Raw genomic sequence first — 17,105 nt, 5'->3', positions numbered from 1 at the left:
GTGCCCGCACGACGCTGCACCAGAACCAGTCGACACATCGAACGTAGGACACCATGGTCACACTTTGACCGGGGTCAGACCGGGCCCGATGCAGCGCCAAGCCCAAGTCTTCACAGACTTTCCCGTTGGTTTGAGGCCGGTAGGGCCGGGTGCGTTTGTGGATGATCTCCGCGTCGCGCAGCGTGTCGCGCCACAGGCATGAGCGGTAGCAGGATCCGTTGAGTTCCTAACGGATGTCAAGCGGTGAGTTGAGTCGTAGAGTGGTTGATGGACGGGCCGTTCGCCGGAGCGCTGTGCGACTCCTTGATTCGTCGGCCCGTCCTTTGCTGCTGGTGGACCGCGCGTCGGGCGGCACGCAGCTCGGCGGGAACGGTGTAGTGCTGGATGACCAGCCGGCGGGCGTCCGGGATGGTGATGGGGCGGCCGTCGGGGCCGGTGAGTTGGTAGCGCTCGCCTCGACGCCAGCAGGCAGCGATCCGGGTCAGCAGCGTGGTCGCGATGTGGCAGAGCGCGGAGTTGTGATGCTTGCCCGCAGTGGTCATCAGCCGGTGATATTTGGCGGCAAGGCTGGGATCAGTGCGTCGGGCGGTGTTGGCGGCCATGAATAGCGCTTCGCGCAGGCACGCGTCACCGGATTTGGTCGGGGCGCCGTGGCGGCTGGACTGGCCGGAGGAGTCCAGGTCAGGGACCAGCCCGGAGTAGGAGCGGACGGCGGCCAGCGAGGCGAACCGGGAGGGGTCTCCCAAGCGACCGAGGATTTGCGCGGCCAGGACATGACCGACTCCGGGAACCGAGCGCAGGATTCCGGTCGGGTCGGCTTTGGCCAGCAGGACCGCGATGCGGTCGTCGAGGTCTTTGATCTCCTCGTTCAGGCGCAGGGCCAGCCGGGCCTCGATGGCGATGTCCTCGGCAAGATCGGAGAACTCCAGTCCATCTTCGGTCCAGAGTGCGAAGGTCTCGCGGGCAGCAGCGATGAGGCGGTCGGCCTGGTCCTCGCCCCAGGCTCCGCGGGAGTGTCGGTGGAGAAACCGGCCCAGTCGCGCCCGGCCCAGCCGGAGGACCTGGTGTGGGTCGGCGTAGTGGGCCAGGAACTGCAACGGAGTCTTGTTGGCCAGGTCAGCACCCAGCGCGGCGTGCCAGGCGGGGCTCAGGATCTCCAGCAGCGCGTCGAGCCTGGCCAGCACGCTGGTGCGGCGTTTGACCAGATTGGAACGCAACTTGACCGCGCGGCGCAGAGGCTCTCCCGGGCCAAGCCCCGCAGCCGCGTGCAGGCCGTCGGGGTGCAACAGCGGAAGTCGAGCCAGGATCTTGGAGTCCAGCCGGTCGGACTTGGTGTGTTTGGCGTAGTAAGCGCGCAGGTCCGCCGACTGTTCCGGGGGCACCATCACCACGGTCGCGCCGTGGCGGCGAAACCATGCGGCCAGCGGCACCCAGGCGTTCCGCGTTGGCTCCATGATCACGGTGATCGTGGACGCGTCGGCGGGCAGCATGGCCCACAGGCGGTCCAGATCCGTCACCGTGGTGCGGAACTTCCGGCCTGACCACAGGATGGTGCCGCGTTCGTCGGCCAGGCTGGCCTGGTGCGCTGCCCGACATGCCACGTCAATCCCCAGCGAAACCCGCAATGTTCTGCCTCTCCCATCCACGATGACTGCGTTGACCAGCGTGATCATCGGTTGCGGGTGGCGCACGTTCCAGACATTCGCTAACAGGGATCCACGCTCAACGTCGTGGTCACCGGGTTCCTAATAGGACGCGCCACCCGGCGATGATCCCGCTTGCCCCACGATCAACAGGCAAGAGGCACAAAAGCCCCAATCGGTCAAGCAGCGGTGGCAAGCGGGCGCCGGCACCCCCGGATTCTCACAAGGCCGGCCGTGCCAAGCGAGCCTCCGAAGGACTCCACCAAGCTTGAATGTCGGTCAAGACCCGCTGGACGGTGATGCCGCAGCTGGTGAAGAACGCGTGCGCTCGGGTCCAGAACGCGGCCGCGGTTTCCTTGGTTTCATCGGGCAGGATCTCGGTGTAGGCAAGTCTGCTGTGATCGTCGACGGCGTTGTGCAGGTAGCTGTAGCCCAGGTTCGGGCGGTTGCTCAGGACGCGAGGCCGGGCCTCGTCGCGGTGGGCGCCGCGATGACGGCTGCCGATGAGGCGGCCATGAATCTTGTGGCCACCGCCGTCGGGGATGTTGCCCAGCTTTTTGATGTCGACATGCACCAGGTCACCGGGTGCGGCGTGCTCGTAGCGGCGAACCGGCCGGCCGGTGGCTCGATCCAGGTGAGCCAGCCGGGCGAGCTGGTAGCGCGTCAGGATCCGATGCACCGTCGACGGGTGAAGACCCAGCAGGTAGCCGATCCGGGCCGGGCCCCACCGGCGAGCGAGCCGGACCTTGATCACCCGCCGCTCGGTGCGGGTCGGTGTCCGGTTCGGGCTGGTGAGCGGGCGCGATGACCGATCCACCATCCCCGCGACACCGTGATCGCGGTAGCGGCCGGCCCACCGCGCGGCCGTGGACACCGACACCCGGAACCGCTCCGCGGCCCGCCGCAACGGTCACTCCTCGTCCACGACACAACGGGCCAGGCGCAATCTCCCGGTCGGGGTCAGGGGTGCGTTAGCGTGAGTCACGAGGGCCTTCGTCGGTCGGTGTAGACGTCGCAATCCACACCGAACCCGGAGACCCTCCCTCACACCAAGATCATCCGATCACGTGTCGCCACAATCGCAACCTCCCCAGACAGAACATCCAGCACCACCGCGTACTACCGTTTCGGCGAGCGGTGGCGAACCGCAAGCGGAAGGGGCCCCTGTGCTGAAGCAGGTCGCGGAGGGTGTGCTGATCCACGAGAGCGAGTTCTGCCAGAGCAACGCCGTTGTCGTGCAAGGGCGATCCGGCGTGCTGCTCATCGACCCCGGGGTGCGTGGCTCCGAGCTGGCCTGCCTCGCGAACGACCTTCGCGACTTGGGCCAGCCCGTGGTGGCCGGGTTTTCGACGCACCCGCACTGGGATCACCTCCTCTGGGACGCGGGGCTCGGCACCGCGCCCCGGTACGGCACGGCGCACTGCGCGGCGACTGCGCGGGCTCGGCTGTCGGACCCGGGCGCGAAGGCCCGCGTCGCCCAGCTGATCCCGCCGGACATCGTCGACGAGGTACCGCTGGAGCTGCTCGGCCGGATCACCGGCCTGCCCGCCGACGCGGCGCAGATTCCGTGGGACGGCCCGCGAATCCGGATCGTCGAGCACCAAGCGCACGCCCCGGGGCACGCGGCTCTGGTGATCGAGGAACGCGGGGTGCTCGTCGCGGGCGACATGCTTTCCGACGTCCTGATCCCGATGCTCGACCTGATGGGCACCGCTGACCCGGTCGAGAACTACCTCGCCGCGCTGCAGCTGTTCGAGGACGTGGTGGGCGACGTCGAAGTCGTCGTCCCCGGCCACGGGTCAGTCGGCGGAGCCGATCAGGTCGCCGCCCGGATCGACCAGGATCGGGCGTACGTGCGGGCCCTGCGTGACGGCCACGTGCCCAGCGACCCGCGGCTCGGCCCAGCCGCCACGTTCGGCCAGGATTGGCTGCCCGGCGTGCACGAACGCCAGCTCCAGCACCTCGCCCAGCGAAGCGAGCGCGGCGGAACACCCGGCTAGCGAGCCGGTTTTGTCGTCTTCACCCCGAGCCGCACCGGCGGCGTGAGACGTATGTCCCCTTTACGGGATAGTTAAGCAAGGCTAACCTCACTTCGATCACTCGATCGAGGGGGAAGCCGATGAGCACCGAGGAGTTGGCCCGCGCCGAGCCGGCGCCCGCGCGGAAAGGACGGGTCCGGCGGTGGCTCCGGCGCAAGCCGGTGCGGCGAGCGCTGGTGGTGACGCACCGGTGGACGTCCCTGGTCCTGGGGCTGTTCCTGGTGATCGAGACGACGTCGGGCGCGATCCTGCTGTACAACGCCGACTACTTCCGCGCGACGCACGGCGGCTTCTACCGCCACACGCCCAGCGAGCACCCCGTCAGCCTGGAGCAGGCGCGCGACACCGTCGCCGCCGCGCACCCCGAGTTCACGCCCGCGTGGGTGAGCAGCGACGGGGGCGTCATCGCCGTCGGTGACCCCGCCTACGCGGTGGCGTACTCCGTCGATCCCGGGACCGGGCACATCAACGGCAGTGCGCACCTCGAGGAAGGCGTGATGGGTTTCCTCGCGAACGTCCACGACTGCGGCCTCACCTGCGAGTCCTACCCGGGTTACGTGTCGTGGCTGGCCAAGCCGGTGCCATCGATCGGGTTCGCGTGGCCGGCGGGCACGAACTGGGGTTTGCTGCTGCTGGTGGTGCTCGGTTTGCTCATGGTGGTGCTGGCTGTCACCGGCGTCATCGTGTGGTGGCCCGGGTTCAGGCGTTTCTCCCGCGGCTTCCGCGTCCGCACGGGCAAAGGCCGCTTCGCGCGGGATTACGACCTGCACAACGTGATCGGCATCGTCACCGTCCCGTTCGTGCTGATGTGGGGTGTCACGGGCGCCGCGTTCTCCCTGCCGCCGGTGAAGGACGCGTGGCTCGCCATCACGGGTGGTGCGCCGACCGATCCGCAGAAGTACTCGTTCACCGCGAACGCCGCGGCACCCGGCATGCCCGAGATCGGCATCGACCAGGCCGCGAAGGCGGCGCTGGCGAAAACACCCGGCGAAGTCCGATACCTGGTCACACCGCAGGACGGCTACTACACCGTCTCCATCGCGAGCGCGGGTTACCAGCCCTACGGCGCCCGCGCCTTCTTCGGCGGCGACCACACCGTGTACGTCGACAGCCACGACCCCACCCACGTGTCCGATGTGGACGCCCGGCCCGAGCCGGGCCCGAACTCGTTCTACGACAAGGTGTTCGAACCGGCCCACTTCGGCTGGCTCGTGAACGGCTGGTGGCGGATCGCGTGGTTCGTCCTCGGCTTGACGCCGCTGGCGCTGATGCTCACAGGCCTGTCCACCCGGTTGTTCCGCACCGGTTCGAACCGCCGCCGTCGCCGTGCCCGCGAGGCGCGCCGGCCGGCGGCGACGTGATCGAGCCCCTCGCCTTCACCACCACGGTGGTGTGCGTGGCCGGCGGGCTCGTCGTGCTCGGCACCGGGCTCGCCGGCCGCTACCGCCGCACGCGCGTGCTGCCCGCGCTCGCCGTCTTCGAGCTCGTGCTGGTGGTGCAGGCCGTCGCCGACGTCGTCGGCCTGGTCACCGGCGCCCACCCCCGCGAACCGGCCACGCACGTCGCCTACCTCGCGACGTCGCTGGTCGTCCTCCCCGCCGCGACGGCCTGGACCGCCCGCGACGGTGACCGCAGGGAAGCCGCCGTCGTCCTGGCTGTCGCACTGCTGGCACTGGCGGTGGTCATCGTCCGCGCGCAGACGACCTGGCGGCCCGCTTGACGAGAGAAGGCCGCCCCGGGGCGAAACCCCGAGGCGGCCTCCCGGGCCGGGTCCGCCGCCGCGTCAAGGCGACCCGACGCGGGTCACGCGACGTGGAACGACTGCGCCGCACCGCCGTTGCACGTGGCCTGCACCAGCTGGGTGCTGTCCGCAGTGGACGAACCGGGCACCGTCAGGCACTTGCCGCTGTGCTGAGCGACGAAGTGGTAGTACCCGCTGCCTTCGGACACCGGCTGCCACTGCTGGTTGCCGCCGCCGCTGTAGGACCACAGCTGCAGACCGGCGTTGTCCGCGGTGGACACATCGGTCACGTCGATGACCTCGGCCGCGTTGCCGCGGTTGTTGATCCGGACGTAACCGTCGCTCGTCGGCTGGAACTGGAACTGCTGGGCGTTGGTGGCGTTGCAGGTGTACTGCTGGATCACCGTGCCGTTGGCCGTGCCCGCGGCGCGCGCGTCGACGCACTTGCCGTTGGCCTTGTTCACCACCGGGTACCACGCGGTGGGCGAGATCCCGCCGGACGGCGGCGGGTTGCCGCTGTCCCCGGTCGCGCCGCCCAGCCAGCGCAGGCCGTCGAGCACGAAGCGGTTCTGGTCGGGGCTCGCGAACGTCGACGACAGCGCCGTGTTCGTGTCGTAGTTCATCTTGTTGTGGCCGAAGTTCGCGTACAACATCTTGTAGTTCTTGTTCGTCCACATGATCGGGTAGTACCCGCTGTACCACGTCTGCGACGGGTCGTCGCCCACGGGGAACGTCGACGGGTCGAGCGAGGCCAGGATCGAGATGTTCGGGTTCTGCCGCAGGTCGTTCTGCCAGGAGTACCACTCGCTCACCGACGACTGGATCGTCGCCGGCAGGTTCACCGTCGACGGGTGCGTGCGATTCTCGATCTTCAGCGTCTCCCCGGTCGGGCCCCACGAGTTGGACACGAACCGGCCGGTGCCGAGGAAGTCGTTGTGGAACCAGTTCGCATACGACGGCGTCGTGTTGTCGTTGTACGCCGTCACGTGGAACCCGAAGAACGCGCCGCCCGAGTCCATGTACCGCTGGAAACCCTGGAATTGCGCCTGCGACTGCGGCTGGTCGTCGAGGAACATCACGACCTGGGCCTGCGAGGTGGTGAGCGACGTGAGCTGGTTCCAGTTGGTGGTGGCCGTGAACGTGTAGCCGTTGGCCGCCGCCTGCTGCTGGAACCACGGGCGCGCTTCGTTTTCGAAGCTGATGTGCGCGGCGTCGTACGTGCCGCTGTAGAACGCGAGCACCTTGAACGGCGTGGCCGCCGCGGCGGGTGAGGTCAGCGCCGGGGAACCGTAGGCGAGGCCGAGGCACGCGGCGAAGAACGCCAGCGCTTTCCCGGCCAGCCTGAACCGGCGTCGGTTGGCGGACATGGAGATCCTTCCGGTGGGGGTGGGGAGAGCGGGAAGGGTGGATCACCACGAGCCGCGGTGCTGGTACCGCAGCCCGTAGCCGAAGGGGAACAGCGCGGGCTTCCCGTCACCGACGTTGATCGGCTGCTGGTCGGCGCTGCGCATCCAGGTGACCGGCAGCTTGCCGGTCGGGTTGTAGTCGCCGAAGAGCACGTCGGCCACGCCCTGGCCTTCGCTGCCCGGCAGCCACGATTCGATCAGGCCGGCCCAATCCGGCAGCTGCTTCGCGATGTCCAGCGGCCGCCCCGACACGAGCACGACCACCGTCGGCACACCCGCGTCGTGCAGCTTCTGCAACGTCGCGAGGTCCGTGGCGTCCAGTCCCAGGTCCCCCGGCCGGTCGCCCTTGGTCTCCGCATACGGCGTCTCCCCCACCACGGCGACGGCCACGTCGTAGGACTTGTCGATGCCGCTGCCGTCCTTGCTGAACGTGACGGTCGACGAGCTCTTCACCGTGTTCTCGATGCCTTGCAAGATCGTCGTGCCCGGGATCACCGGTCCCGACGTGCCCTGCCAGCCGACGGTCCAGCCGCCGGCCTGGTTGCCGATGTCGTCGGCGCTCTTGCCGGCGACGAAGATCTTGTTGCGGCTCTTGTCGAGCGGCAGCACGTCGTTCGAGTTCTTCAGCAGCACCTGCGATTCCCGCACGGCCTGGCGCGCCAGGTCGCGGTGGGCCTGGCTGCCGATGGCCGAGAGGTACCGGCGGTCGGTGAGCGGGTGCTCGAAGAGGCCGAGCTCGAACTTCTTCGTGAGGATGCGGCGGTTCGCGTCGTCGATGCGCGACATCGGCACCTTGCCCTGCTGCACGAGGGTGCGCAGGGTGTCGATGAACTTCTGCCAGTCGTAGGGCACCATCACCATGTCGATGCCGGCGTTGATCGACGCCTCGACCTCGTCGGGCGTGAAGCCGGTCTGCCCGTCGATCTTGTCGACGCCGTTGTAGTCCGACACGACGATGCCGTCGAAACCGAGTTCCTTCTTCAGAACGTCGGTGACGAGGTACTTGTTGGCGTGCAGCTTGACGTCGTTCCAGCTCGAGTAGCTCACCATCACCGAGCCGACGCCGCGCTTCACCGCCTCCTTGAACGGCGGCAGGTGGATCGCGCGCAGCTCCTGCTCGCTGAGCTGAGTGTTGCCCTCGTTGACTCCGCCGGTCGTGCCGCCGTCGCCGACGTAGTGCTTGGCCGTCGCCAGCACGGACGCCGGGCCACCGAGTGAATGCCCCTGCAGACCGGTGATGATCGACGTCATCTCCGTGGCCAGCTGCGGCACCTCGCCGAACGACTCGTACGTGCGCCCCCACCGATCGTTGCGCGCGACGCACAGGCACGGCGCGAAGTCCCAGTCGATGCCCGTGCCGGACACCTCTTCGGCCGTGGCGCGCCCGATCTTCTCCACCAGCTTCGGATCCCGCGACGCGCCGAGCCCGATGTTGTGCGGGAACACGGTCGCGCCGTACACGCCGTTGTGGCCGTGCACCGCGTCGACGCCGTAGAGGAGCGGGATGCCCAGTGGCGTCGCCAGCGCCGCCTTCTGGAACCCGTCGTACATGTCGGCCCAGGTCTGCGGCGTGTTCGGCGTCGGCTGCGAGCTGCCACCCGACAGCAACGACCCGAGCCGCGCGTTCGTCACGTCCGCCGGCGACTGCACGCCGAGGCGCTCGGCCTGCATCATCTGCCCGAGCTTGTCGTCGAGACTCATGCGCTTCAGCAGATCCGCGACGCGCACCGCCACGGGCCGGTGCGGATCCTGGTAGGCCGGGCTGTTCCCGGCGAGTGCGGGCGTGTGCGCGCTCACCGCGAGCGCCGCGGCCAGCACCCCGAGCGTGATCGAACGACCGACGCGCATCCGGTTTCTCCTCGTCGAGCCACCAAACTTCACGCCTTGAATTAATACACAGTTCGATTAAGTGGTCCAGACCTCACGGACAAACCGGGTACCGGTCACCGGGATCGCGAAACCGCCCCCTGAGCGTTGCGAGCTCAGGGGCGGTTGTGGCGAAGAGATCAGGCGGTCAGCTCTGCGTGCCGTTCAGCACGCCCGACAGCCAGTCGCCGGAGGTCGAGATGGCCTTGCCGTTGACCGCGACGGTCGGCGTGCCGAAGCCGTGCTGCCCGTTCGGGAAGTCCTGGGCCAGGTTCGGGTCGTTCTCCGTCTGCTGGAACGCGGCCTGGATCTGCGCGTTGTACGTGCCGTTGTCCACCGTCTGGTCGAACTTCGGGTCGGTGATGCCGAGGTCGTGGCCGAGCTTGATCAGCTGCGCCTTGTCGTAGCCGCGCCCGCCCTCTTCCGGCTGGTTCTTGAACAGCGCGTCGTGGAACGCGGTGAACTTCTGCGAACCGGCCGCGGCGAGCGCCGCGTTGGCCGAGTCGAGCGAGTAGCCCGGCGGGTCGGAGTTCTCGTTGAGCAGGGTGACCATGTGGTACCGCACGGTCAGCTGGCCGTTGTTGATCGCCTGCTCCATCTTCGGGCCGTAGGTGTCCTGCAGCTGCTTGCAGTACGGGCACAGGAAGTCGGCGTAGAGGTCGATCGTCTTCGGTGCGCCGGGCTTGCCGACGGAGACCACGACGCCGTCGAGCTTCTCCACCACGCCCGGGCCGAGCTGCGACGTCGTTCCCGGCTGGATGGCCGTGTCCTGGGTCGAGTTCTTGCTCGAGTTGATCCACACGACGCCGCCGATCACGACGGCCGCGACCACCACGACCGCCACCACGACGGCGATGATCTTGTTGCGGTCGCTCGCGGCGCCCCGCGCCTGTGCCACCGACTTCGCGGCCTGCGCCTGACGCTGGCGCTTCCGCGCTGCTTCACCCACGGTCACTCTTTCCCTTCAGCGATGCTCGCCCGGTGCGCGAGCGGCGCGGAGCTCCCGGGCCCCGCGGTGGTGTCGTCCGTCGTGCTCCGCCGGCCCCAGCCGAGCCAGCCGTCGACCGAGAACAGCGTGCGCGGGCGCACCAGCAGCCAGACGGCCAGCAGGGCGAACCCGGTGTCCCGCAAGATCTCCTGCGGGTACGCGGTCTGGCCGGCGGCCACCTGCCCACCGCCGCCGAAGCAGCCGCAGTCGATGCTCAGCCCGCGCGCCCACGACTGGGCGATGCCGGCCACGAGCACGGCCAGCAGCACCAGCGCCGCGGCCGCGACCCAGCGCGTGGCCAGCCCGAACAGCAGCAACAGGCCGAGCACCAGCTCGACCAGCGGCAACGCGGTGGCGACCGGCCGGATCAGGTCCGGCGGCAGCAGGTCGTAGGCCTTCACGGCGATGAACGTCTGCCCCGGGTCGGCCAGTTTGACGGCACCCGAAACGAGCCACACGGCCGCGAGCCCGAGCCGGGCCAGCGTGCCGATGGTGTCGAGCACGGGTTGGGACAGTCGTCGCACACGCCTAGGCTAGCCGCCGGACCTGAGAACTTCGTGAGTTGTCAACACCCGGCGACAGGAGGGGACATGCGGGCTCGCGCGGTGTTCGCCGCCCTGTTGCTGCTGGTCACGTGCGTGGCGTGCGGTTCGGGAACGGTCACACCGTCGGATTCGCTCGTGAAACGCGCGCGTGACGGTGACCACCTCACGATCGGGATCCGCTTCGACGCACCCGGGCTCTCGCAGCGCACGATCGACGGCCGCTTCACCGGCTTCGACGTCGACGTCGCCAAGTTCGTCGCGAACGAACTCGGCATGGACGCGGCCCACATCACGTGGCACGAGACCACACCGGCCACGCGCGAAACGGACCTGTCCTCGGGCGGCGTCGACCTCGTGGTGGCCACGTATTCGATCACGGACAAGCGCAAGCAGCAGGTGTCGTTCGCCGGCCCCTACTTCGTCACCGGCCAGGACCTGCTGGTGCGGCTCACCTCGCCGGACATCACCGGCCCCGAGAGCCTCAACGGGCGGCGGCTGTGCTCCGTGACCGGTTCCACGCCCGCCCAGCAGGTGCGCGACAAGTTCGCGCAGGCCGTGCAGCTGGTCGAGTACCCGCGTTACCCCGACTGCGTCACGGCCCTGCTCGCCGGGCAGGTCGACGCCGTGACCACCGACGCGGTGATCCTCGCCGGCTACGTCGCCCAGGATCCCGAACTGCTGCGCGTGGTCGGGCACCCGTTCTCGACCGAGCGCTACGGCGTCGGTCTGCGCAAGGGCGACACCGAAGGCCAGCACGCCGTGGACGACGCGATCCGCAAGATGGTCTCCAGCGGCGAGTGGCTCAGGTCGCTGCAGACCAACATCGGCCCGTCGGACTACCCGCTGCCGAAACCGCCGGAGATCACCGAGCAGTGACAGCACTGGAAAAACTGGAAAACCTGCCCGACCTCCCGGTCCGCGCGGTCCTGCCCGATGTGCTGGCCGCTTTGGCGGACCACGGCACCGCCGTCCTCGTCGCGCCGCCCGGCACCGGCAAGACGACGCTCGTGCCGCTCGCTCTGGAGCACGGCGGCGGTCGCGTCGTGGTCGCCGAACCGCGGCGCCTCGCTGCCCGCGCGGCGGCCGCGCGCATGGCCACCCTGCTGGGTGAACCGGTGGGCGAAACCGTCGGCTACTCGGTGCGCGGTGACCGGAAGGTGTCGGCGCGCACGCGGATCGAGGTCGTCACGTCGGGTCTGCTGGTGCGGCGCGTGCAGAACGACCCCGAGCTCACCGGGGTGTCGACGGTGCTGCTCGACGAGTGCCACGAACGCCACCTCGACGCCGACCTGCTGCTGGCGCTGCTGCTCGACGTGCGCGCGGGCCTGCGCGAGGACCTGCGGCTGCTCGCGACGTCGGCGACCGTCGCGTCCGGCCGGCTCGCCGAACTGCTCGGCGCCGCACCCGTCGTGACCGCGCACGCCCGCACGTACCCCGTCGAGCTCGCCTACCGCGCGCCCGCTCGCGGCGCGCGCGTCGAGCAGAGCGTGGCCGCGGCGGTCCGGATCGCACTGTCCGAAGGCGACGGTGACGTGCTCGCGTTCCTGCCCGGTGCCGGGGAGATCGCGCGCACGACGGCGTTGCTGGGTTCACTCGACGCCGACGTGCTGCCCCTGCACGGCCGGCTCAGCGCGGCCCGCCAGGACGAAGCGCTGCGGCCCCGCGAACGGCGCCGGGTCGTCCTGGCGACGGCCGTCGCGGAGTCGAGCCTGACGGTGCCGGGGGTGCGCGCCGTCGTGGACTCCGGGCTCGCCCGGGTGCCGCGCGTCGACCACCGCCGCGGGCTGGCCGGGCTCGCGACGGTGCGGGTGTCCGCGGCCGTGGCCGAGCAGCGCGCCGGCCGCGCGGGCCGCGAGGCGCCGGGCCGCGCGTACCGCTGCTGGCCGGAGCACGAGCAGGCGACGCTGCCCGCGTACCCCGAGCCCGAGATCCGCACGGCCGAGCTGGCGCGGTTCGCGCTGGAGCTCGCTTGCTGGTCCACTCCGGACGGCAGCGGCCTGGCGTGGTGGGACCCGCCGGGTGAGGGCGCGCTCGCGGCCGCCCGCGCGTTGCTGGTCACGCTCGGCGCGACGGACGCCGACGGCACCGTCACCCCGCGCGGGCGCCGCATGGCCGACCTCGGCCTGCACCCGCGGCTGGCCCGCGCGTTGCTCGACGGGTCCGAAGCCGTCGGCTCGCGCGCGGCCGCCGAAGTCGTGGCGCTGCTCGACGCCGGGGCGCAGCTCACCGACGTCGAGGCCGAGCTGCGCCGGTTGCGCGGCGGCACCGACGACGCGGCGCGGCGGTGGAAAAGGGAGGTGCGCCGGCTCGCGGGACTGGTGAATTCCCCGGCACAGCCCGGAAAACCCGACGCGGCGCTGATCGTCGCGCTGGCCCACCCCGAGCGGCTCGCCCGGCGGCGCAGCGGCGCGGCGCCGGTGTACCTCATGGCCGGCGGTACCGCGGCCGAACTGCCCGCGGGCAGCGGGATCGGCGCCGCGGACTGGCTCGCGGTCGGCGAAGCCACCCGCGACCCGGGCCGCGCGCAGGGCACGATCCGGCTCGCCGCTGTCGCGGACGAGCACCTCGCCGTGCGCGCGGCGCCCGCCTTGGTGTCCGAAGTGGACGAAGTCGCGTGGGACGGTGACGTGGTGACCCGGCACGTGCGCCGGCTCGGCGCGATCGTGCTCGCCGAGCGCCCGTTGCGTTCCCCGTCCCGGGACCTCGTCCACGACGCGCTGGTCACCGGCCTGCGCACCGAGGGCCTCGGCCTGCTGCGCTGGAGCGACGACGGCCGCCGGCTGCGCGAGCGGCTGGCGTTCCTGCACCGCGTGCTCGGCGCGCCGTGGCCCGCGGTCGACGCGGACACTCTGCTGTCCGAAGTAGACAGCTGGCTCGACCTGTCGCGCGCCCGCCGCCGCGCCGATCTCGCGAACGTCGACGCCGGCGCCGCCCTGCGCGGCCTGCTGCCGTGGCCCGAAGCCGCGCGGCTCGACGAACTGGCCCCCGATCGGCTCGAAGTGCCGTCCGGTTCCCGGTACCGCGTGGACTACACCGGCGACCAGCCCGTGCTCGCGGTGAAGCTGCAGGAGACGTTCGGCTGGACCGCCACCCCGACGGTGGCCGACGGGCGCATCCCCGTGCTGCTGCACCTGCTCTCCCCCGCCGGCCGGCCCGCCGCCGTGACGGCCGACCTGGAGTCGTTCTGGCGCACGGGTTACGCCGCCGTGCGCGCCGACCTGCGCGGCCGCTACCCCAAGCACCCGTGGCCGGAGGACCCCGCCACCGTCAGCCCGACGCGGCACACCACCCGGCGGCAGCGCTGACCCCCGTCGAAAGTCGGGGGTCGGCCGGACCGGACGGCCGATGCCCGCGGCGGGTGCGCGAACGCAGACTCAGTGCCCAGGGATCCGACCCAGGGAGGGCACATGATCACGCTTCGCGGACTGACGAAGCGCTACGGGGAGAAAACGGTGGTCGACGGCCTCACGTGCGTCGTCGCACCCGGCAGCGTCACGGGGTTCCTCGGGCCGAACGGCTCGGGCAAGTCCACGACCATGCGCATGACGGTGGGCCTCGACCACCCCACCGCCGGCGACGTGCTGGTGAACGGCAAACCGTACGCCGCGCTGAAGCACCCACTGCGAGAAGTGGGGGCGCTGCTCGAAGCCAAGTCACTGCACCCGGGCCGCAGCGCCGCGCGCCACCTCACGGCGATGGCGCGCAGCAACGGAATTCCGGTGGCCCGCGTCGAAGAGGTGCTCGCCACCGTCGGGCTCAGCGACGTCGCGGGCAAACGAGCCGGGCAGTTCTCGCTCGGCATGGGGCAGCGGCTGGGGATCGCGGGCGCGCTGCTCGGCGACCCCGGCGTGCTGATGTTCGACGAGCCGGTGAACGGCCTCGACCCCGACGGCGTGCGCTGGGTGCGGCAGCTGATGCGTTCCCTCGCCGAGGAGGGCCGCACGGTGTTCGTGTCGAGCCACCTCATGAGCGAGATGCAGCTGACGGCCGACCACCTCGTGGTGATCGGCAAGGGCAAGCTGCTGGCCGACGCGCCGATCGACGAGTTCATCGCCGGCAACTCGCGCAGCTCGGTCGCCGTGCTCGTGCCGACGCCGCTCGAGCGCGACACGCTCGCGCGGCACCTGCAGGCGCAGGGCGCATCCGTGCAGGCCGACGGCGACGAGCTGCTCGTGACCGGCGCCGACGTCACGCAGGTCGGGGACCTCGCGCACCAGCTGGGTGTGCGGCTGCACGGCCTCGGCGAGCGCACGGCTTCGCTTGAGCAGGCATACATGGAACTGACCGCGTCGTCGGTGGAATACGGGGTGACGGCATGACGACCACACAGGTGCGCACCGGCGGCGGGTTTTCGGGCGCCGTCGCGTCGGAGTGGACGAAGTTCTGGTCGGTGCGGGCGACGTGGTGGTGCCTGTCCGGTGGCTTCCTGCTGATGCTGCTGTACAGCGGGGTTTCCGGGCTGTCGCAGCGGTTCGGGGAAACCGATCCGCCGCAGGGACCGCACTCGATCGTGGTGAACGGCTCGATCTACCTCGTGGAGTTCTGCGTGCTCGCGGCGGCGACGCTGTTCGTCACGAGCGAGTACGGGAGCGGCAGCATCCGCTCGACGCTGCAGTGGGTTCCGGTGCGTTCACGGGTCACCGCGGCGAAAGCGGCGGTACTCGTGCCGGTGCTCTTCGCGTACGGCGTGGTGCTCGCGCTGGTGGGCATGCTGCTGTCGGCGACGCTGATGCCGAGCGGAGCCGCGACGACGACGTTCGGCCAGGGCTTCACCGCGGCGGCGGGCATGGGCGCGTACTTCGCGCTGCTCGGCGTGCTGTGCGCGGGCATCGGGTTCGCGCTGCGCAGCGCGGCCGGGACGATCGTGGTGGTGATGGTGCTGCTGCTGCCGTTGCCGATGCTGCTCACGGCGTACGTCGCGCCGGAGATCATGAACTACTTCCCGGCGTTCGCGGGCATCAACGGCATGGTGCCCAGTGGGGAGGCGAACCCGATGATGGGCGGGATCGCGCCGTACTCGCCGTTGGTGGGCGTGCTGATCTGCCTGGTGTGGGCGGCGGCCGGCCTGCTGCTCGGCACTTCGGTGCTGAAGAAGCGCGACGCCTGAAGGGTTTCCGGTCTCCCCGTCACCGCGTGAGGGGGAGACCGAGGCCCTTGAGCACGGCCCGGGCGCCGTCGGCGAGCTCCACCCGATCGGGTGGATTTGTCGACCCGGCGCCCGCGAGGGCGTCGAAGATCGAGCCGTCGAGCCAGTTGAGCAGCACGCGCGTGTGCCGTTCGGGCTGCGGTGAGCCCGCAGCCGCGAGCAGTTCGACGCAGCGGTCGCGGATGGTGCGGCCGCCCTCGTCGTAGGCCGCGCGCAGCTCCGGGCGGCGCGTGGCCTCGAGCGCGAACTCGTAGCGCGCCAGCATCCGGCTGCGGCCGGCGGTGATGGCCGCGTGGACCGTCGCGGCGAGGACGTCGGCGAGGTCCTTCGCGTCCGGGTCGATCACGGCCTCGTCGAGCTCGACCATCCGCGCCATCGCGAGCTCCAGCAACGCGCGCCGCGTGCGCGCGTAGTACGAGGTCGAACCCGCGGGCAGGCCCGCGGCCCGGTCGACGGCCCGGTGGGTGAGCCCACGCATGCCCTCGGCGGCGATGACCTCGATCGCGGCGTCGCCGAGCACCGAAATCCTGTCCACGAGCTCACTCTACAGGTGTAGAGTCCTCTACAGACGTAGAGGAGGCGGTCATGGAGCAACGGCACGCCGTCGTGATCGGCGGCGGCATCGGGGGACTGAGCGCGGCGGTCGGGCTGCACCGCACCGGCTGGCAGGTGACGGTTTACGAGCGGGCTGCGGAGTTCGCCGGCATCGGCGCCGGGATCTCGATCTGGCCCAACGCGCAGCGGGCGCTCGCCGAGCTGGGTGTCGAGGCGCCCCTGGCCCCGCAGCGCGACGGCGCGCTGCGCGACCCGCGCGGCCGCGAGCTCGCGCGGTGGGCGATGGACCCGTACGTGCGCCGCTACGGTCTCCCGCTCACCGCGATCCACCGCGCGGACCTGATCGACGCGTTGCGCGCCGCGCTGCCGGAAGCGAGCCTGCACACCGGCGTCGACGTGCTTTCGGCCTCGCCGGACGGGCTCGTGCGGCACGCGACCGGCACGATCCGCGCCGACCTGGTCGTCGCGGCCGACGGCATCCACAGCCCGGTCCGCACGGCGCTGTACCCGCAGGCGCGGGTGGCCTACAGCCGCGGCACCGCCTTCCGCGGCGTCGCCGAACTGCCCGGCGCGAGCCTGAGCACCACGTGGGGCCGCGGGACGGAGGTCGGCGTGCTGCCCCTACACGACGGCCGCGTGTACTGGTGGGTGGCCGAAGCGCGGCCGGAGGGCGTCCGCCACGACGACGTGCGCGCCTACCTGCTCGACCGCTACGGCGACTGGCACGCCCCCGTGCCGACGCTGATCTCGGCGACGCCGGAGATCCTGCACCACGACCTGTACCAGCTGGCCACCCGGCTGCCCACCTACACCTCCGGCCGCCTCGCCCTCCTCGGCGACGCCGCGCACGCCATGCCCCCGTACCTGGGCCAGGGCGGCTGCATGGCTCTCGAGGACGCCGTCGTCCTCGCCGCCGCGCTGGCCGCGACGGACGACGTCACCGAAGGCCTGCGCCGCTACGACGCGCAGCGCCGTCCACGCAGCCAGCGCGTGTGGCACGCGTCCGTCCGCGCCGGTTCCGCCGGCCCGTTGCTGCGCAACCCCGTCGGGCGCGCCCTGCGCACCGCGGTGCTGCACCTGGCCCCCGCGTCCGCGATGGCCCACGCGGAGAGCTGGATCAACAGCTGGACACCGCCTCGGCTCCCCCGGCCGGCCCGGCCCCGTACGCCGTGATCG

At 70.8% G+C, this 17,105-nt stretch carries 14 protein-coding genes and 2 pseudogenes; 8 read left to right on the top strand and 8 right to left on the bottom strand.

Features of this window, described 5'->3' with window-relative positions:
- Positions 1–115: 115 nt before the first annotated feature.
- From ACIA77_RS46360 to ACIA77_RS46350, 3 genes and pseudogenes are all read right to left on the bottom strand, one after another.
- Positions 116–220: pseudogene (locus ACIA77_RS46360) on the bottom strand (IS481 family transposase); the annotation flags it as partial.
- A 16-nt stretch (positions 221–236) separates the two neighbouring features.
- Entirely contained in the window at positions 237–1,673 is a 1,437-nt protein-coding gene (locus tag ACIA77_RS46355) for an IS110 family transposase (RefSeq protein WP_239154050.1), read from the bottom strand.
- Between the two features lie 244 nt (positions 1,674–1,917).
- Positions 1,918–2,628: pseudogene (locus ACIA77_RS46350) on the bottom strand (helix-turn-helix domain-containing protein); the annotation flags it as partial.
- A gap of 181 nt (positions 2,629–2,809) precedes the next feature.
- On the opposite strand from ACIA77_RS46350, the gene ACIA77_RS46345 reads away from it, so the two are divergent.
- The 3 genes from ACIA77_RS46345 to ACIA77_RS46335 all read left to right on the top strand — a co-directional run bounded on the left by ACIA77_RS46345 (position 2,810) and on the right by ACIA77_RS46335 (position 5,402).
- On the top strand, positions 2,810–3,643 hold the full coding sequence (locus ACIA77_RS46345) for an MBL fold metallo-hydrolase (protein ID WP_395892573.1): 834 nt from the start codon (positions 2,810–2,812) through the stop codon (positions 3,641–3,643).
- A 119-nt stretch (positions 3,644–3,762) separates the two neighbouring features.
- Complete coding sequence (locus tag ACIA77_RS46340; RefSeq protein WP_395892572.1) at positions 3,763–5,043, top strand: PepSY-associated TM helix domain-containing protein; 1,281 nt, start codon at positions 3,763–3,765, stop codon at positions 5,041–5,043.
- Positions 5,040–5,402 (top strand): hypothetical protein, encoded by a 363-nt coding sequence (locus ACIA77_RS46335; RefSeq protein ID WP_395892571.1) that lies wholly within the window; start codon positions 5,040–5,042, stop codon positions 5,400–5,402. Before ACIA77_RS46340 ends, ACIA77_RS46335 begins: the two co-directional genes overlap by 4 nt.
- A gap of 83 nt (positions 5,403–5,485) precedes the next feature.
- Here the strand turns inward: ACIA77_RS46335 and ACIA77_RS46330 are convergent, their stop codons facing one another.
- The 4 genes from ACIA77_RS46330 to ACIA77_RS46315 all read right to left on the bottom strand — a co-directional run bounded on the left by ACIA77_RS46330 (position 5,486) and on the right by ACIA77_RS46315 (position 10,186).
- A complete protein-coding gene (locus ACIA77_RS46330) occupies positions 5,486–6,790 on the bottom strand; it encodes an RICIN domain-containing protein (RefSeq protein WP_395892570.1) in 1,305 nt (434 codons plus the stop codon).
- Between the two features lie 42 nt (positions 6,791–6,832).
- Positions 6,833–8,677, bottom strand: coding sequence for a glycoside hydrolase family 3 protein (locus ACIA77_RS46325; RefSeq protein ID WP_395892568.1), 1,845 nt, complete (start codon positions 8,675–8,677; stop codon positions 6,833–6,835).
- A 166-nt stretch (positions 8,678–8,843) separates the two neighbouring features.
- Positions 8,844–9,644 carry a DsbA family protein gene (locus ACIA77_RS46320; RefSeq protein WP_395892567.1) on the bottom strand — a complete coding sequence of 267 codons (801 nt, stop codon included), beginning with the start codon at positions 9,642–9,644 and terminating at the stop codon, positions 8,844–8,846.
- A gap of 2 nt (positions 9,645–9,646) precedes the next feature.
- Positions 9,647–10,186 carry a MauE/DoxX family redox-associated membrane protein gene (locus ACIA77_RS46315; RefSeq protein WP_395892577.1) on the bottom strand — a complete coding sequence of 180 codons (540 nt, stop codon included), beginning with the start codon at positions 10,184–10,186 and terminating at the stop codon, positions 9,647–9,649.
- Positions 10,187–10,273: 87 nt separating this feature from the next.
- On the opposite strand from ACIA77_RS46315, the gene ACIA77_RS46310 reads away from it, so the two are divergent.
- The 4 genes from ACIA77_RS46310 (at position 10,274) to ACIA77_RS46295 (ending at position 15,335) form a co-directional block, all read left to right on the top strand.
- A complete protein-coding gene (locus ACIA77_RS46310; RefSeq protein WP_395892566.1) occupies positions 10,274–11,104 on the top strand; it encodes a glutamate ABC transporter substrate-binding protein in 831 nt (276 codons plus the stop codon).
- Positions 11,101–13,533, top strand: a complete 2,433-nt coding sequence (hrpB, locus tag ACIA77_RS46305) for an ATP-dependent helicase HrpB (RefSeq protein ID WP_395892565.1) — start codon at positions 11,101–11,103, stop codon at positions 13,531–13,533. The genes ACIA77_RS46310 and hrpB overlap by 4 nt, the downstream gene beginning before the upstream one ends.
- A gap of 102 nt (positions 13,534–13,635) precedes the next feature.
- Entirely contained in the window at positions 13,636–14,547 is a 912-nt protein-coding gene (locus ACIA77_RS46300; RefSeq protein WP_395892564.1) for an ATP-binding cassette domain-containing protein, read from the top strand.
- Positions 14,544–15,335: an ABC transporter permease gene (locus ACIA77_RS46295; RefSeq protein WP_395892563.1), complete on the top strand. Its 792-nt coding sequence runs from the start codon at positions 14,544–14,546 to the stop codon at positions 15,333–15,335. The genes ACIA77_RS46300 and ACIA77_RS46295 overlap by 4 nt, the downstream gene beginning before the upstream one ends.
- A gap of 19 nt (positions 15,336–15,354) precedes the next feature.
- Here ACIA77_RS46295 and ACIA77_RS46290 read toward each other — a convergent pair whose 3' ends face one another.
- Positions 15,355–15,909: a TetR/AcrR family transcriptional regulator gene (locus ACIA77_RS46290; protein WP_395892562.1), complete on the bottom strand. Its 555-nt coding sequence runs from the start codon at positions 15,907–15,909 to the stop codon at positions 15,355–15,357.
- A 50-nt stretch (positions 15,910–15,959) separates the two neighbouring features.
- Here ACIA77_RS46290 and ACIA77_RS46285 point away from each other — a divergent pair, with 50 nt between their 5' ends.
- Entirely contained in the window at positions 15,960–17,102 is a 1,143-nt protein-coding gene (locus tag ACIA77_RS46285; protein ID WP_395892561.1) for an FAD-dependent monooxygenase, read from the top strand.
- Positions 17,103–17,105: the final 3 nt, after the last annotated feature.

The organism is Amycolatopsis sp. NPDC051903, assembly GCF_044452505.1.
In the GTDB taxonomy this organism is placed as follows: Bacteria; Actinomycetota; Actinomycetes; order Mycobacteriales; family Pseudonocardiaceae; genus Amycolatopsis.
Note: the sequence above shows the minus strand (reverse complement) of the source record. Positions and strands in the feature narration are given on the sequence as shown.

Bases quoted from the DNA above. Each gene is read 5' to 3' on its own strand.
- ACIA77_RS46300 (WP_395892564.1), top strand. From the start codon at position 13,636: ATGATCACGCTTCGCGGACTGACGAAGCGCTACGGGGAGAAAACGGTG.
- ACIA77_RS46310 (WP_395892566.1), top strand. From the start codon at position 10,274: ATGCGGGCTCGCGCGGTGTTCGCCGCCCTGTTGCTGCTGGTCACGTGC.
- ACIA77_RS46295 (WP_395892563.1), top strand. From the start codon at position 14,544: ATGACGACCACACAGGTGCGCACCGGCGGCGGGTTTTCGGGCGCCGTC.
- ACIA77_RS46330 (WP_395892570.1), bottom strand. From the start codon at position 6,790: ATGTCCGCCAACCGACGCCGGTTCAGGCTGGCCGGGAAAGCGCTGGCG.
- ACIA77_RS46340 (WP_395892572.1), top strand. From the start codon at position 3,763: ATGAGCACCGAGGAGTTGGCCCGCGCCGAGCCGGCGCCCGCGCGGAAA.
- ACIA77_RS46355 (WP_239154050.1), bottom strand. From the start codon at position 1,673: ATGATCACGCTGGTCAACGCAGTCATCGTGGATGGGAGAGGCAGAACA.
- ACIA77_RS46325 (WP_395892568.1), bottom strand. From the start codon at position 8,677: ATGCGCGTCGGTCGTTCGATCACGCTCGGGGTGCTGGCCGCGGCGCTC.
- ACIA77_RS46285 (WP_395892561.1), top strand. From the start codon at position 15,960: ATGGAGCAACGGCACGCCGTCGTGATCGGCGGCGGCATCGGGGGACTG.